12 protein-coding genes are annotated in these 16,798 nt (G+C 39.4%); 9 read left to right on the top strand and 3 right to left on the bottom strand.

Going from position 1 to position 16,798, the window contains the following annotated elements; genetic code table 11:
- Positions 1 to 2: 2 nt before the first annotated feature.
- Genes CWD91_RS00795 through CWD91_RS00785 form a run of 3 tightly spaced genes read left to right on the top strand, consistent with a single transcriptional unit; the run spans position 3 to position 3,575 of the window.
- Positions 3 to 494, top strand: coding sequence for a GyrI-like domain-containing protein (locus CWD91_RS00795; protein WP_239985598.1), 492 nt, complete (start codon positions 3 to 5; stop codon positions 492 to 494).
- Between the two features lie 17 nt (positions 495 to 511).
- On the top strand, positions 512 to 2,299 hold the full coding sequence (locus CWD91_RS00790; protein ID WP_103439054.1) for an SGNH/GDSL hydrolase family protein: 1,788 nt from the start codon (positions 512 to 514) through the stop codon (positions 2,297 to 2,299).
- Positions 2,289 to 3,575, top strand: coding sequence for a glycoside hydrolase family 27 protein (locus CWD91_RS00785; RefSeq protein ID WP_103439053.1), 1,287 nt, complete (start codon positions 2,289 to 2,291; stop codon positions 3,573 to 3,575). Before CWD91_RS00790 ends, CWD91_RS00785 begins: the two co-directional genes overlap by 11 nt.
- Before the next feature lie 2 nt (positions 3,576 to 3,577).
- On the opposite strand, the gene CWD91_RS00780 is transcribed toward CWD91_RS00785, so the two are convergent.
- From CWD91_RS00780 to CWD91_RS00770, 3 genes are all read right to left on the bottom strand, one after another.
- The gene (locus tag CWD91_RS00780) at positions 3,578 to 4,420 is read right to left on the bottom strand and encodes an N-acetylmuramoyl-L-alanine amidase-like domain-containing protein (protein WP_103439052.1); all 843 of its coding nucleotides are present in this window, start codon (positions 4,418 to 4,420) and stop codon (positions 3,578 to 3,580) included.
- Positions 4,421 to 4,613: 193 nt separating this feature from the next.
- Complete coding sequence (locus tag CWD91_RS00775; RefSeq protein ID WP_103439051.1) at positions 4,614 to 8,144, bottom strand: TraB/GumN family protein; 3,531 nt, start codon at positions 8,142 to 8,144, stop codon at positions 4,614 to 4,616.
- Between the two features lie 122 nt (positions 8,145 to 8,266).
- Positions 8,267 to 9,340 (bottom strand): mechanosensitive ion channel family protein, encoded by a 1,074-nt coding sequence (locus CWD91_RS00770; RefSeq protein ID WP_103439838.1) that lies wholly within the window; start codon positions 9,338 to 9,340, stop codon positions 8,267 to 8,269.
- Between the two features lie 329 nt (positions 9,341 to 9,669).
- On the opposite strand from CWD91_RS00770, the gene hemH reads away from it, so the two are divergent.
- From hemH to CWD91_RS00740, 6 genes are all read left to right on the top strand, one after another.
- Entirely contained in the window at positions 9,670 to 10,701 is a 1,032-nt protein-coding gene (hemH, locus tag CWD91_RS00765) for a ferrochelatase (protein WP_103439050.1), read from the top strand.
- Positions 10,701 to 12,086: an MATE family efflux transporter gene (locus tag CWD91_RS00760; RefSeq protein ID WP_103439049.1), complete on the top strand. Its 1,386-nt coding sequence runs from the start codon at positions 10,701 to 10,703 to the stop codon at positions 12,084 to 12,086. Before hemH ends, CWD91_RS00760 begins: the two co-directional genes overlap by 1 nt.
- A 95-nt stretch (positions 12,087 to 12,181) precedes the next feature.
- On the top strand, positions 12,182 to 12,733 hold the full coding sequence (locus CWD91_RS00755; protein ID WP_103439048.1) for a CopD family protein: 552 nt from the start codon (positions 12,182 to 12,184) through the stop codon (positions 12,731 to 12,733).
- A 117-nt stretch (positions 12,734 to 12,850) separates the two neighbouring features.
- Positions 12,851 to 14,293 carry a sensor histidine kinase gene (locus CWD91_RS00750; protein WP_103439047.1) on the top strand — a complete coding sequence of 481 codons (1,443 nt, stop codon included), beginning with the start codon at positions 12,851 to 12,853 and terminating at the stop codon, positions 14,291 to 14,293.
- Positions 14,294 to 14,343: 50 nt separating this feature from the next.
- Positions 14,344 to 15,126, top strand: coding sequence for an enoyl-CoA hydratase/isomerase family protein (locus CWD91_RS00745; protein ID WP_103439046.1), 783 nt, complete (start codon positions 14,344 to 14,346; stop codon positions 15,124 to 15,126).
- Between the two features lie 22 nt (positions 15,127 to 15,148).
- Positions 15,149 to 16,714 carry a hypothetical protein gene (locus CWD91_RS00740; RefSeq protein WP_103439045.1) on the top strand — a complete coding sequence of 522 codons (1,566 nt, stop codon included), beginning with the start codon at positions 15,149 to 15,151 and terminating at the stop codon, positions 16,712 to 16,714.
- Positions 16,715 to 16,798: the final 84 nt, after the last annotated feature.

The raw sequence follows: 16,798 nt of genomic DNA, 5'->3' as shown, positions 1-16,798 counted from the left end.
AAATGGAAATAAACATAGAGCCACGAATTGAGGAGGTATCGGAAAAAAAATTGATAGGAAACCGATTGGTCATGAGCTTGTCCGAGGATAGGACAAAGGAACTCTGGCAGGGATTTATGACCAGAAGAAATGAAATAAGTAATGCGATTACCTCCGATTTTATAAGTATGCAAGTCTACGATAGTCGAATGAGTTTTTATGAATTCAAAGAAACTACCATATTCGAAAAATGGGCCGTGGTGGAGGTGAAAAATTTCTTATCCATGCCTAAAGGCATGAGGTCATATACATTGTTTGGAGGTTTATACGCTGTTTTTATTCATAAGGGTTTGCCCAGTGACTTTCCAAAGACGGCTCAATATATACATGAGGTTTGGTTACCACAATCAGACTATGAACTGGATCATAGGGAACATTTTGAGGTTTTGGGCCAGAAATACAAGAATAATGACCCTAGTTCGGAAGAGGAAATCTGGGTGCCTATTAAAAGATGAAATTAAAATAAGGTTATATGAGGACAAAGTCGCTTATTGGTTTTTTGACAATTATTTTTCTGATTCAGTTTACCTATGCCCAGGAGGATAAGAATATTAAATGGTGGAATCCAGCGGACGACAATTCCCTGGCCGTTGAAGGACAAGCTTGGCCGGATCAAGTGGCTTCTAGATATCACAGATTGCCAAAGCAGGCCGAGGGAATAGTTCGGGCTGCTGTTTGGAACCTGTCCAAACATTCAGCAGGCCTCTCTCTCAGGTTTAGAAGTGATGCCGAATCCATTACGGTACGTTATAAGGTGAATGGAAATCATGCCATGCCCCATATGCCGGCAACCGGGGTTAGTGGGGTGGATCTATATTCCAAGACCAGTGATGGGGATTGGAGATGGTATAGAGGAAAGTATTCCTTTGCCGATACCATACAATATCGCTATTCCAACATAGATCCAAAAGAGAAATACCATACTAAGGGTAGGGAGTATCAGTTGTATTTGCCGTTGTACAATGAAGTGGAGTGGTTGGAAATTGGAGTGCCAGTGGATGCTGTTTTGGAACCTCTGCCTTTAAGACGGGAGAAACCTGTGGTTGTTTATGGCACCTCCATTGCACATGGGGCCTGTGCTTCTCGCCCGGGAATGGCATGGACCTCTATCTTGGGGAGACAATTGGATAGGCCACTTATTAATTTGGCCTTTTCGGGAAATGGGCGACTGGAGGAAGAGGTACTCAATTATATTACGGAAATTGATGCCAAATTATATGTATTGGACTGTTTGCCCAATTTGGGGGCCACAAAGGATCGTTCGCTGGACGAGGTGCGGCAGCTTATTGTTTCGGCTGTTCAACAAATAAAGAAAAGACGTCCCACTACCCCAATTTTGGTGGTGGAGCACGACGGATATTCTGATGGTGCCGTAGACAGTGAACGTTTTAAAACCTACACCGATTTAAATAGAATTGCCAAGGAGGCTTTTGGTCAATTGCAGGACGAGGGAATAAAGGATATTTTTCTATTGACCAACGAAGAACTGAATCTGTCCATGGAGAGTTTTGTAGATGGCACCCATCCCACCGATTTGGGGATGATGGAATATGCCGTGGCCTATGAAAGATCGATTCGCCAGATAATAAAGGAACCTATAGGTACCCTTTCAACAACGATTCCTGTAACCCAGGCCAGGGAGCCCGAAATGTATCCTTGGGAGGGTCGCCATCAGGAGTTATTGAAAATGAATCGGGAAACTCCTCCAAAAATATGTTTCTTTGGAAATAGTATTACGCATTACTGGGGCGGTACTCCGAAAGCCACCCTAAGCAATGGAGCTGATTCCTGGAAAACCTACTTGGAGGATTTTCAGATAAGAAATTTTGGCTTTGGTTGGGATAGGGTGGAAAACGTGCTCTGGAGAATATATCACGATGAATTGGATGGCTTTGAAGCCGATCAAATAGTCCTGATGATCGGCACCAATAATGAACATCTGAATACGGATGAGGAAATTCTCAGAGGATTGGAATTGTTAATTAATGCAATTAAAGAACGGCAGCCTAAAGCGCGACTTTTACTTTTAGGGCTGTTTCCAAGGGTAGACAAGGAGGAGCGTATGCGTAATTTAAATACTGGAATAGCAGCATTGGCGACTTCCAACAATGTGGATTATGCGGATATTGGAGTGGTGCTTTTGGACAAGGACAATAAAATTGATGCCAGTCTTTTTTCGGATGGCTTGCATCCCAACGCAAAAGGCTACCGAAAAGTGGGCAAAATACTAAAACAAACCTTAGAGAAAAATGCGAATTAAAAATTTGAGAAGTAGCGTTCCCATTCTGTTGAGCGTATTGTTATTGTCCTGCAGTTTAAAGACTGACCAAAACTCTTCAAATACAACTCTGGATAAGCCTGAAATAAAGGAAGCCACAAGACTTCCCAAGCCACCGATTATGGGCTGGGCCAGCTGGAACAATTATCGGGTGAATATTAATGAAGTAATAATTAAATCCCAGGCAGATGCGATGGTAACTTCAGGTTTAATGGATTCCGGTTATTCCTTCATTAATGTAGACGATGGCTTTTATGGGGGACGGGATGAAAATGGTAACCTCTTAGTACATAAGGAACGTTTTCCTTCCGGGATGAAGTCTTTGGCAGAGTATATTCATGCAAAAGGGCTAAAAGCAGGAATCTATTCCGACGCGGGAGTCAATACCTGCGCTTCTTACTGGGATAAAGATACCATTGGCTCCGGAATGGGGCTTTATGGACATGATCGGAAGGACTTGACCTTATACCTTAAGGAATGGAAGTACGACTTTATTAAAGTGGATTGGTGTGGCGGAGAATGGTTGGGATTGGACGAGGAAACACGATATTCCGAGATAGCTAAAAGGATAAGGGCTATTAACCCCAACGTAATTTTTAATGTCTGTAGATGGAAGTTCCCTGGGAAATGGGTGACACAGGTGGCAGATTCTTGGAGAATTTCCGGAGACATCAACAATAGGTTCGAATCTATACTTAGGATTATTGATTTAAATGCCGATTTGTGGTCCTACAGTTCTGCCGGACATTATAATGATATGGATATGCTTCAAGTTGGAAGAGGAATGACCCTGGAGGAGGATAGGACCCATTTTTCCATGTGGTGCTTAATGCATTCCCCACTTTTGTTGGGCAATGACCTAACTACTATGTCCAACGAAACTTTGAAATTGGTAGGTAATCGTGAAATGATAGCACTCAATCAAAGTCCCTATGTTTATCAGGCAAGGCGTTTGATAGATTACGGGGAATTGGAAGTTTGGGCGAAACCACTTATAGATACTATGAGTGGGGAAATAGCCGTAGGATTGCTTAATAGGTCCGATAGCCCGGCGGCCATAACTTTTAATCTCTCGGATATTGGAATTAAGGCCTCTGAAGGATATACCATTCGGGATATATGGGCAGATAAAGACTATAAGCCCACCACTGAAGAAACAATTCGGATGGAAGTTTCCGGTCACGGGATTGTAGTTCTAAAGATTAAAGGTAAAGCCGTTCCCTTTAACGTTTTCCAGTTCAAGGAAAATAATTGGTAGCTTTATAAGGGGCGTGCCACCATAATCCCCGTATTACTTTTTATGCCCTTTACGTAATCGGCTAGGGGTATTTTGGAGACTTCTACCTCCATGGATCCAGTGGAAGCATGTAACAAGTGTATTCTACCCGTGGCTTCCCGACTTGCAATTCCGGTATGGGTAATATCAAGTCCTTTTATGGATGTGGTCAGTGCTATTATATCGCCAGATTGGATTAAATGCTCATTCGCTTTGATCTGGTCCTGAGGTAGGATACAGATGGACTGCGATTTAAGAAATTCCTCTGAAGCCTGTATTTTCTCATAGTTCTCAGCATCTTTGAGAAAAGGGTACAGTTCCCGATGTGTACTCATAAAATTGATGGCCTTACTGCTTTCCACACCTCCTAATTGGGAGGTCATATCCTTTAATAGGCCCTTATGCTCATTATTGGCGATCCATTCTGAAAAATAATGCAGCCGTGAGGCGTAACCATTGAGGTTTCCATCCTTATACCGAATGGTTTCTAAGTGCTCTATAAAGGAATCGAAGTCCTTTTCGTTATATTTTAACATTAGACTGAAAGCCAAAACATTCTCGACAAAGGTGGTACAGTCCAACCCTTGTAAATTAATGACCAAGGATTCGGTTTCTCCTATTTCCAGAGTTTTGGCCACATAGGGTATTCCAATAAAGGTTTTGCCCACTGCAACCATATTTGTTCCAATATCTTGGGTTTTAATATTGGAGATTGCCTTAATCTTAGTGCTAAAGGCATCCCTATCTTGAGGTGAACAAATTAGATTTTGGGCAGATCCATGGAGATTAATACAAACAAATATTAGAAAATAGAGTAAATTTTTCATGGAAGTCTTATTGAATACTTAGTTAATTCAAATGTATCTATATAGTTATATACAAGTTATTTACACTTTTTTAATACCTATAAGTATGTATATGATGGTTTCAGTTGGCCGGGTCCAGCTTTTTTGTAATTTACATCCTTAAGGGGCTGATGAACCTTGCAAAGTATTATTTACATAACAATAGGTTAAATATTTAATGCATAAATCCTGAATATGCAGAAGGGTTGTTCACAATGGCACGTTGTCTGTCCTTTAAATTATACTCTTCGGTAGTTAACTCCAATACTTCTTTTTCAGTGCTAATGTCTGCAATGTTAAAGCCTTTGTTTATATAATAGGGTTTAGATTCAATATGATTCGTTTTTTTGAATACTAATAGATACATTTTTAAATTATTGGCATACTTGTCTTTATCTTTTACTTTAAAATAATATCCGTGGTAATTGTTACTTGGATAATACAATTTTTGATCTTGGATATATTCAATTGTGTGTTGTTCCGGATTTAATTCCAGTTTATTATAGAGTATGGATTCCGCAATGGCTTTTTGATTTCGGAATTTGGAAGGAAAATAAAGTAATTTGCCAATTTGTTGTAGTTTCTGGAATAATGTTAATCGTGTTTCAGGGTTTTCAGCAAGGGATATAATTAAACTGTTTGGTATTTTATTTTCCCCGGTGAATGGATTTTCTTCATTTTTAAGCATTAAAGCAATATAGGATGTTTGAATTTCTGGGTCCTCTACCATAGATAGGCGTCGGAAGAATGCAGCCACCTCTATTTCTTTAATAAAGGGATAAAGAAGTATTGCATAATTTTCCAGTATGTCGTAATTGTTGTCCGAATTGGAGGATGTTTCCTCGGTTAATTGATCCATAGAAAGGCTTAACTGTCTTTTTAGCTGGATCTTAGCATCATTTAATATTTGGTTTTTATGTTTCTTGTAGCTTTTTGGCTTAATTAATCCACGGGCCTTGAGTTTTGCAAGTATGGAGAAGATAGGGGATTTATATTCTTCTATGGCACTATAATCCAAGATTTCTGGGAACAATTTATTGGCAAGCGGCAGGCTATCCAGATAGGGCTGGAATATATTCTGTATTTCTTGTTTGCTTGAGACCAAGGGCAAATCGGTCGACATAAGTCGTAGGAGCAATGCTAAGGAACTTTCATTTTGCTTTTTGCTTATGGCTTGTAATATCTTTGTTTGAGCCTTGGAGTTGTTATAGGATTTGGTATAGTAGGTCTCAAAGAACCTTGTGGCATCCACATCCTGCATTTGTGCCAATTTTTGGATTAAATGTGCCTGTAAATATTTTTGATTGTCCTTAAAGTTGAACTCGGATATATAGTATTTAAGTGAATCCTCGTGTTTTTTATAAAATTGCACAAATGGGTAACCATCTAGGACTATACTATCGTTCTGTCTAACGGCCTTAAAAAAATTGGCTGTTTTATCGCTTAAAATGGATTCACCTATCAGGGTATCTTTGGGACTGAAATGTGCAAAGAAATCGGCGACAAACTTACTTGGAGGTAAAACGGTATCTATCAGTGCTTTTACTTCATAAAGCAAACCCCCCTTAACTATGTTTTTGATCATTATTCCCCTTGTGCTGCCGGTATCCACCAAGGTTAGGTTCATTTCGTGATATTTATTGTTGTATTGGGGCCTTTGTTCCCGAATAATATTAAACGTATTTTGAGCGTACAATTTTCTTCTAAGCGTCCATACCGAATCGATATTGGGAAACATTAGAAAATCATGGGCTTTATTTATGGTTACCAATACTGCCTCATTATTTTTGGTTTGATAAACGGACTTCTTGGTGTATGCGCTATAAGGTTTTGGTTTTTTGTGACGTTCGTAATAATTATTACTGTTTTCAGCAAACTTTGGAGGTTCAATGGGACTGATTGTAGAAAAAAACAAAGCAGTATCCTGTATTTTTTTAAACTCTTCGGTATAATTTTGCTGCCTTACCTTAAAGGAATCGAAAAAATTCTTGGCATTGGTGCTATCATTGGCGATACTGCCCAAGAGATAGTAGTTGTTGTTTCTGATAAGCGTCCTTAAATACAACTTTTGTGATCCGTTAGGGTTAAAGTTGGCCGAGGAGGTCAGACTCTGGTTGTCCAAAGGTCCATATTCGGGATTTAGCTTAAGATCTTCATAAAATCGGGTTTGAATTTGTTTCAGTTCAAAGGTATCCTCTTCAATAAAATTGAAATCATTTAATGTCGCTTTTTTTAGAAAGTAATAGGAAGAGGTTTCCGGATCAACTCCTTCTATAAATCGATTGCCTTTCCGTTTTCGATTGGTAAAATTGTAAATGGAGGGCATTTCTATTTCAAAGTCATCGAATTCCGAAAAAAGTACCGTTCGTTTTTTTTCTATGGATTTGAAAATAATGCTGTTAAAAATGGTATCCGAATGTTTTTCCACATAATCGCCGTGTCCACTCATTTTAAAAATCAGTATTTCCAAGGGGGTAATATAGATATGGTATCGTTGAAAATCACCATTTTTCAATTGATTTTTTATATCCAAACCAGGGTACTGGCCGTTATCGATCTTAGTCTTTTCAAGAATTTTTCCCGGAATATTTTCAAACAACAATTTGTCCACATCTTCCAAGGTGTAGGAGTAATCTTTTTTTAATTGGGAAAAAGTCGGGATGCGGTTCACCATAAGATAGCTGCCATTGGCCAAATCTGGAGATACGTAGGTAGTATTGGTATATTCTGCTATGGGGTAGAGCTTGTTGGGAAGGAGAATACTAAAAAGGGCATCATCAGGGGTTCTTTTAAGATATTCATTGTTTAGGATTTTGGTTTCCAACGAATCTTTTAAAGCCCGTCCTTTATAAGAAAATCGGGAAGTAAGGGCTTTGACCTCATACCCCTTGTTCCTTAGAAGTTGTATAACCCCATTTTTTCCTGGGAGGTGGGCTGCCCCAATACCGCTAAAAACCTTTGCTGTTTGCATTAGGGAATCCATCCGCTGCACCATATTGTTATTACGCACATAGAGCATATTTTGCAAATAATGCTCTGTATACATAGCCTGGTCAAGGGAATCTATAAGATTTATATTGCGTGCCCTATAAGCGTCCTGCAAAAGTGACATGACCTCCTGCGTCTGCATTTTTTTCTGAAGCCATTCATCTGGCTTGGGTTTCATGGCATTCATGTTGGCCCTACCTACCAAAGCGCTTGATTCTTCCAGATCTTCCAAGGCCACTATAGGTTTGGAGAACTTTTTGCCAGCCTGATATATAAACATATCCAAATAGGTTTCCTCTTCAAAGTTTTGGGATGTTTCATTGGTGCGGTAGAGAATATTGTTCACTAATCGATCATCCAATGAGAGATAGGAGGATACAATTTCCTTGGTAGGGTTTTTAATCGCAAAAGGGTATATATAATAGCCCTTGGTAATAAAGCCGGTTCCATAGCCAGCTCCGCCGCTTCGCATTTTTCCATAGTCTTCCAGCCAACTGTCCGGATCCGATTCCAAGGCCACTATTTCACTTTTGTCCAAAGCTTCGTAAAAAACGTCGTCCAATCTGAATGCAATTTTTTGACTTACGTGCATGGTACCGTACAAATAGGACGACTGCTTTAGGTTATTGCCGGATATCTCCCATAGAAGACTGTTCTCTTCCTGGGCAGAAATGACATAGGATAAGAATAGAAGAAGAAAACCTAGGCAGAAGCGCATACCCAATCCAAATTTTTGTTAAAAATGCTCCAAAAATATATAGGAATAAAGGCTTGGAGCATAATTAACGTTTTTTTTGTATTAGTGCATCATTTTTCATGCCAATCAAAAGGGAAAGCCTACTACTTTTTATAATTATCGAGTTGTGCATTATCGGTAAGGTATAAACGGGTGTGTGGAAGGCTTTCGGGATAATGTTCCTGTAAAAAGCCAATCAGTTTTTCCCGTACCAAAACCCTTAAATCCCAGGCCGTGGAGGAGTCAACGGCGCTCATTAGCGCTCTAACCTCTACACTCTGGGCCTTGGCATCCGTTACCTGAAGCACATTTACTTTTCCATCCCATAGATCTGTGGAAGACAATACTCTGGTGAGTTCCTCCCTTAGTTTATCGAAGGGAACGCGATAATCTGTGTGAATAAAAACAGTTCCCATTATATCCGCGGATGTTTTGGTCCAATTCTGAAAAGGATTTTCTATAAAATAGGTGGTGGGGACGATCAGTCGCCTTTTATCCCAAATATTGATTACGACATAGGTCAATGTAATTTCTTCTATCCTGCCCCATTCGCCTTCCACCACAACTACATCATCAAACTTAATGGGTTGGGTAATGGCAATCTGAATGCCAGCAAGAATACTTCCAATTAGTTTCTGGGCGGAGAAACCAATAATAATACCCGCCACCCCGGCAGACGCAAAAAGACTTACACCAATTTCCCGGATACTGTCGAAACTCATTAGTGCCGCCCCCAAAGCCAATACCGCCACCACGACTATAAAAATCCGCTCAAGAATGTTGAATTGGGTATATATTTTTCGGGCCTTAAGATTGTCGGATGTCCTTACATCATAATTTTGGATAATTAATGTTTTGGCAAATTTCAAGGCTACCAAAATCAACCATGAAATAGAAAATATGATAAGAAGGGTACTGGTCTTTTTTATAACAAAACTAAAATCGTTTAAATAGAATAGGGAATGGAGCGATTTTGAACGGATCAATAATGAAAGGAATAAGATAAAAAGAGGCAGACTCACTTTTTTCATGGCATCCTTGGGGATCAAATATTTAGGATTGCTTCCCAATTTTCGAAGGGTAAAGTAGGTGACTATATATAGTATGGCCAAAAGGACAAACGTACTTGTTGCGTATATTAGCGTCTGGTTGTCTACGTTTTTTAAAATATTTCCCATTTTGATAAAATTATTATTCAATAATAACCGTAACATACTAAAATCTATGCAATATATAGATTTTGAAAGCCTTTATCATATTTTAAACCCTTATCCGAATTTTCTTATGCACCATTAATATAGGTGTGGCAAGCCCTAGGCCTGGAAGACTAATGGAAAATGGGTATTGTAAATAAAATACTATTTGGTATTTAAACACAACGTTTTTTATTTTCACCCTTAATTAGTCTTGTCTATTCCAGTATAAGGAAACTATTTAATGGAATTAAATTATAGTTACAAAGCAAGTGTTATTTTTGCTGTTCAAGCAAATTAATATAAAAGGAATAATGAAAGGAGTTTTGTTGGTAAACCTAGGTTCCCCGGATAGTCCCACGCCCAAGGATGTTAAGCCTTATTTGGACGAATTTTTAATGGATGAAAGGGTTATTGATGTTCCCAGGTGGTTAAGGAATATTATTGTGCGAGGGATTATTTTACAGACAAGACCCAAAAAATCTGCCGAGGCCTACAAAAAGATATGGTGGGAAGAGGGTTCTCCTTTAGTCGTGATTTCCGAACGCTTTGCGGACAAGGTAAACGAACAAAGTGAAATTCCGGTTGCCTTGGGCATGCGTTATGGAAGTATGACCATTAAAAAAGCCCTTGATCAACTTCATGAAAAAGGAGTGGATGAGGTACTATTGGTTCCATTATATCCGCATTATGCCATGTCTTCCTATGAAACAGTGGTGGTAAAGACCATGGAGGTACAGGAGGAATTTTTTCCCAAAATTGAAATTACGACCCTTCCGGCCTTTTATAAAAATACCGACTATATTGACGTACTTTCAAAAAGTATTGCTGAGGGATTGAAAGGATTTGATTATGACCATATTTTATTTTCCTACCACGGTATTCCCGAAAGACATATTAGAAAGTCCGACCCCACTAAATTCCATTGCAAGATAGATGACAACTGTTGTAAGACCAATTCTGTAGCGCATCATACCTGCTATCGCCATCAGTGTTATGAGATGACAGAAAAAGTAAAGGAAAATCTTGGTCTATCCAATGAAAAAGTGAGTCTTTCCTTTCAGTCCAGATTGCCCAACGACCCATGGTTAAAACCTTATACCGACTTTGAGTTTGAGCGTTTTGGAAAGGAGGGAATTAAGCGTTTGGCGGTAATTACCCCTGCCTTTGTTGCGGATTGCCTTGAAACTTTGGAGGAAATTGCCATGGAAGGAAAACATCAGTTCCAAGAAGCAGGAGGAGAGGACTATAAACATATACCTTGCCTAAACGATAACGAGGCATGGGTGAACTTAATGGCAAAATGGATCGGGGATTGGGAGATTAAGGAAACACTTCCGGTGTAATGGCTAAAGTGTCCTCAGAACAGTTGGGTAGCGAGCCTATAGGTAAATTGCTGGTAAAACAGGCGGTTCCGGCCTCCATCGGCATTTTGGTCATGTCCTTGAACGTTCTGGTCGATTCTATTTTTGTGGGGAATTGGATAGGTTCCATTGCCATAGCGGCAATCAATGTAGTGCTTCCGGTATCCTTTTTTATAGCGGCCCTAGGAATGGCCATAGGTATAGGGGGTTCCAGTATTATTTCTCGTGCCTTGGGCGAAAATAATAGGGAAAAGGCATTAAAAACCTTTGGAAATCAAATCACCCTAACACTTTTGGTCACCATAGTTATGGTGATATTGGGGCTGTATTATGTAAATAGTCTTATCCCGGCCTTTGGAGGTAAGGGGGATATTTTTGGACCGGCAAAGATATATTATACCATTGTTTTGTACGGGGTGCCGTTTTTGGCCCTTTGTATGATGGGAAATACGGTTATTAGAGCGGAAGGCAAACCCAGATTTGCCATGAACGCCATGATAATTCCCTCGGTAGGAAATCTGTTGATGGATTATATCTTCATTTACGTCTTTGACTGGGGTATGGAAGGGGCGGCTTGGGCCACCACCATTGGCTATTTTCTTTGTTTTGTCTATATCCTTTATTTTTTTCTTTCCAAAAATTCCGAGCTTAAATTAAAATGGTCCCATTTTGGGTTAGATCGTTCTATTCTAAGTGAAATAGGGGCTTTGGGTTTCGTTACCTTGTCTAGGCAGGCGGTAATTAGCTTAATCTATTTATTGATGAACAACATCCTCTTTGGTTTGGGAGGAGAGGCCATGATTGCAGTCTATGCCATTATTGCTCGGATGCTTATGTTTGCCTTTTTCCCTGTATTTGGGGTAACTCAGGGATTTTTGCCTATTGCGGGCTTTAATTATGGGGCCAAAAAATACCAAAGGGTACGAGAATCTATAAATACCGCAATCCTTTATGCCGCTGGCCTGGCGTTTATAGTGTTTGTGGGGCTCATGATTTTCCCGGCGGAGATTGCTGCCTTGTTCTTGAGTAATAGGCCTGATATGTCTGCAGACGAATTGGCCATGAATGCCTTTGTGTTGGAACACACCCCCTCGGCCATGCGTTTGGTCTTTGCGGCAACACCTATAATTGCCATTCAATTGATTGGTGCAGCTTATTTTCAGGCCATCGGAAAAGCTGTACCAGCACTATTGCTGACCTTAAGCAGACAGGGATTCTTTTTTATACCGCTCATTTTAATTTTACCCAATTACTTGGGAGAGCTGGGGGTTTGGATCTCTTTTCCCATTGCAGATGTCCTGGCCACGCTGGTTACTGGTTATTTTTTAAGGAAAGAGGTGAGGGCAACATTGATCGCAGACAAGTAAATGTAGAACCTTGAAAGGTAAATGAATTGGTCTGGACCTTAAAGATTAGTTTTTCAGAAAACCGTCTACTATCTTTACGGAACAATAGCTATTAAATGACCGACTATTACAATTATATTAAAGCCTTGCACCTCATTTTTGTGGTTACCTGGTTTGCGGGATTGTTTTATATACCTCGATTGTTTATCTACCATATTGAGGCCGATCAAAAAGCATCACCCGAAAGGGAAATACTTACCCATCAATTAAAGTTGATGACCAAACGTTTATGGCTTATCATTACCTGGCCCTCCGCTATTTTGGCCACTATCTTTGCCATTTGGTTACTGGTATTATATCCGGTTTGGATGCAACAACCGTGGATGCATATAAAACTCACTTTTGTGGTGTTGCTATTTGTCTACCACCTAAAGAATCATCAGATTTATAAACAATTGCAGCGGGATGAGGTAAAATATACCTCCAGGTTTATGCGTATTTGGAACGAGGGAGCCACCCTGATTCTGTTCGCGGTGGTCTTTTTAGTTATATTAAAGGGTACTTTTAATTGGATATTTGGTGTTGTTGGAATTATTGTGCTAGGAGTACTGCTAATGTTGGGGATTAGACTTTATAAGCGTATCCGCGATAAAAATCCTGAAGCTTAGACACCATTTGACCCTTAGTTGCTGTTAATTTTGGCGTGATAATTGTTACCTTTAAAATCTAAAATTAGATTTCAGTTGCTTACAAACTTTTCCTTGCGTTCCCGAATTTTTATCTCCATGATTTTTTGGGTGGTGATTGCCTTTGTATTGATCGCATCTGTTACCGTGTACCAGTACAGCGAACAGAATAGGGATTACCATGCTGAACGTATGGAGCGTAAGGAGGAACAGATAAAACAAAGTATAGATTTAGTGCTCCAAAAAACGACCTATCCTGTAACTACAGAAAATTTGGGCTACATCTTCAGGGATGAAATATATGAGATTGCCTTGGTACAGAATATTAATTTTAATATTTATGACTTGCAAGGTCAATTGATCAAAAGTTCTAGGCCCAAGTTTGAAATTGATTCCATTTCTACATGTTTGGATGCAGAAGTGTTGAACAGTTTGGCTTCCACGCCCACCAAGAGGTATGTGGAGCAAAAAACCGCCGCCGGCTTTAATTATCAGGCTTCCTATACGTATATAAGCGACAAAAGATTTAAAAATGTAGGGATATTAAACCTGCCCTATTTTGAGGACAATTCATTTAATGATAAGGAACTAAAGGAAATACTGTTAAGGCTTACGGGAGCTTATCTTCTTTTGTTGTTTTTGGCCATTGGCCTTGCCTATTTTATTTCCAAATATATCACCAGATCTTTACAGACTATTTCGGACAGATTAAATCAAACAGATTTGACCAAACGTAACGAAAAGATCATTGTGGAGAATCCTAGTGAGGAAATTGGGAAATTGATTACCTCCTATAACGAAATGATCGATGAGTTGGAGATTAGTGCAGCAAAATTGGCTAAAGGGGAACGGGAACAAGCATGGCGCGAAATGGCAAAACAGGTGGCACATGAAATTAAAAATCCACTAACTCCCATGCGACTGAGCGTACAGAATTTTGAACGGAGGTTCGACCCCAAAGATCCGGATATTACCTTAAAGGTTTCAGAATATTCAAAAACATTGATTCAGCAGATTGATACCATGAGTAGTATTGCATCAGCATTTTCCAACTTTGCAAATATGCCGGCCCAGCAGAACGAGACTTTAAATGTGGTGAGGATAGTAAAGATGGCGGTGGACATATTTGATGAAAACTATATTCACTTTGCGTCCGATGAAGAGGAAATAATCGCAAAATTAGATCGGACCCAACTAATTAGAGTGGTTACCAATCTTGTTAAAAACGCCACCCAAGCAATTGTGGATGTAGAGTCCCCCTATGTTATGGTAACGGTTTCCAAGGATGGGGATTTTGTAAAACTGACCGTGGAAGATAATGGTCTCGGGATACCTCTGGAAGTGAAGGACAAGGTATTTGAACCTAAATTCACTACCAAGACCAGTGGAATGGGCCTTGGGCTGGGGATGGTCAAAAATATTGTGGAAAACTATAGAGGGACTATCAATTTTACATCAGAATCCAGTAAAGGAACCATATTTACCGTTCGTTTTCCTATTGCCAATGCGAGGGAAAATATAATGGACCGGATCGTACATTAAAGTAGATACTGAGTAACCAATAAAACGAGGTGTAACTTAATATTAAAGCAATGCAATACGAAAATTTACTAATTAATTCAGAGACGAATGTAGCTGTCATCACCATTAATAGGCCTACTAAGTTGAATGCCCTTAATAAGGCAACTATAGAAGAACTTCACTATGCCTTTAAGGAATTGGCAAAGGAAAAAAGGATAAAGGTTATAATTTTAACGGGAAGTGGTGAAAAGGCCTTTGTGGCCGGAGCCGATATTTCCGAGTTCGCCAATTTTTCGGAGAAGGAGGGTGGAAAACTGGCAGCAAAAGGTCAAAAGCAATTGTTTGATTATGTGGAAAACCTATCCACCCCGGTTATAGCTGCGGTTAACGGATTCGCCTTGGGAGGTGGTTTGGAATTGGCCATGGCCTGCCATTTCCGTGTAGCCAGTCACAATGCAAGAATGGGGCTTCCTGAAGTTTCCTTGGGTGTTATACCAGGTTATGGAGGTACACAGCGCCTACCGCAGTTAATTGGTAGGGGCAGGGCCATGGAAATGATTCTGACGGCAGGAATGATAGATGCGTCTAAAGCATTGGAGTTCGGTTTGGTCAACTATGTTGTTGAACAGGAACACTTAATGGATTTATGTATGAAATTTGCAGGTAAGATATCGAATAATTCGCCTGTGGCCATTGGTTATGCAATAAAAGCGGTAAATGCTGGTTTTAACAATAGTATTAATGGGTTCAAAACGGAAATAGAGGCTTTTGGCAGTTGCTTTGGTACTTCGGATTTTAAGGAAGGAACCACTGCCTTTATGGAAAAAAGAAAGGCCAATTTTCCGGGTGCTTAAATGATACCCTAAATAGCTTGTTATGAATATCGGAAAAAATCTTGGATTATTATTCTTGTTTCTGTCCTTTTTCTGCTCGTCTCAGGCGCAGGAAATGCCTGTGAAATATAGTTTTGGAGAAAAATATAATGATAGGTATAAATATTCCAACCTGTTGGAAATTTCAGATGATGGTATGGGAGGTACAGTTCTGGTACGCTCCTATTATACTGGAATTATATTAAAACCACGGGGATATTATATAGAGCACTACAATAAGGATTTAGAGTTGGTTTCGGAATATAATTACAAGATAAAGGGTCTCGATTTTGTAAATGCCTTTGTTAAGAACGGACAATTGAATATACTGTTGTTGGAGTACAATCTTAGTAGGGGATCATATGATTACGTAGTACATAGAAGTCCAATTAGCAATTTTAATTTTACGGAGGAGACCATTCTATCCATTTCTTCCCAACAAGTAACCGAGCCATTAGATCATAATTACTACAAGAGGAATTTTTCATCTGGTTTTACCACCACCACTTTTTTTAACGAGGACAAATCGGCCTTTGCCATTAGCACCCACTTTAAAAAAGGCAAGGATGAAAAGCATTTTGTATACCTCTTCAATAGTAGCTTAAGCAAACTTATCGAATACGATTTCTCGGAGCAGATAGAAGAAAAGAACTATGCTTTTGAAAATATGGTTACCTCCAAGGATTTAAGTCAATTATATCTGGTAGGCAAGGCCTATTATAAAAAGAAACGATTTGCTGCCACAGATCGCAAATTCCAATATGAATTGCTTAAGGTGGCCAAAAACGGGGCCGTGATCCAAACTTTTGACGATCCTGGTAAATTTTCGGAAGCTTTAAAACCGATCATTGTTAATAATAAACTAATCTGTGTCGGATTTTATGCAGATCGAAAGGATAATAGATATAATGGCTTGGCCTATTTTGAGCTTGATAGAAACACCTTGGCCCTTAATGCCAAAAAATACAATCCCTTTTCACAGCAATTTATGGCGGATAAGTTTGGTAGGGAAGACGATATAGAGATTAAGAATTTAGTATTTAAGGATGTTAGTGTCACCAAGGATAATTCCATTCTGTTCAATGCTGAGGAATATTTTGTTACCTCCAGTATACAGCAAGATCCAACTGGGTCCAGGGTGAAAATTGAAAGGTTTCACCACAATGACATTGTCAGTGCCAAATTAAATGAGGCAGGAGATATCATCTGGGCTAGGAATATTAATAAGTCGGAGGTCACCCAGGGTGACGGGGCTTATGCTTCCTATAGTTCCTGCGCAAAGGGTGACAATACTTATTATGTAATTAGCACGGCTTCGGAAAACCCACAATTGTTAAGTGGTGAAAGGTTAATTTTTAGGCAGGGCCTTAGCCGTAACAGAAATGTTTTTATGATTAGGTTGGACAAGGATGGGAAGATCAGTTATGAAAAGGTCATTGATGACCATGAAGCACGCCTTCCGTTAATGGTTTCCATGCCGTTAATTGATAGGGAGAATAGCCGAATGCTCTACTATGCCAAAAGAGGTTCCAAAAAGCAATTGGTGAGTGTTGAAATTAACACTCCATAATCCATAACTTTTTATGTTGGTTTCCCTCCAAAATAATTAATAGGGTCTTCTAGACTTTTTAGTTAATTAACATATTTAGGTACA

The organism is Arenibacter hampyeongensis (assembly GCF_002909255.1).
GTDB lineage: Bacteria > Bacteroidota > Bacteroidia > Flavobacteriales > Flavobacteriaceae > Arenibacter > Arenibacter hampyeongensis.
This window is presented reverse-complemented; position numbering and strand designations above follow the sequence as displayed.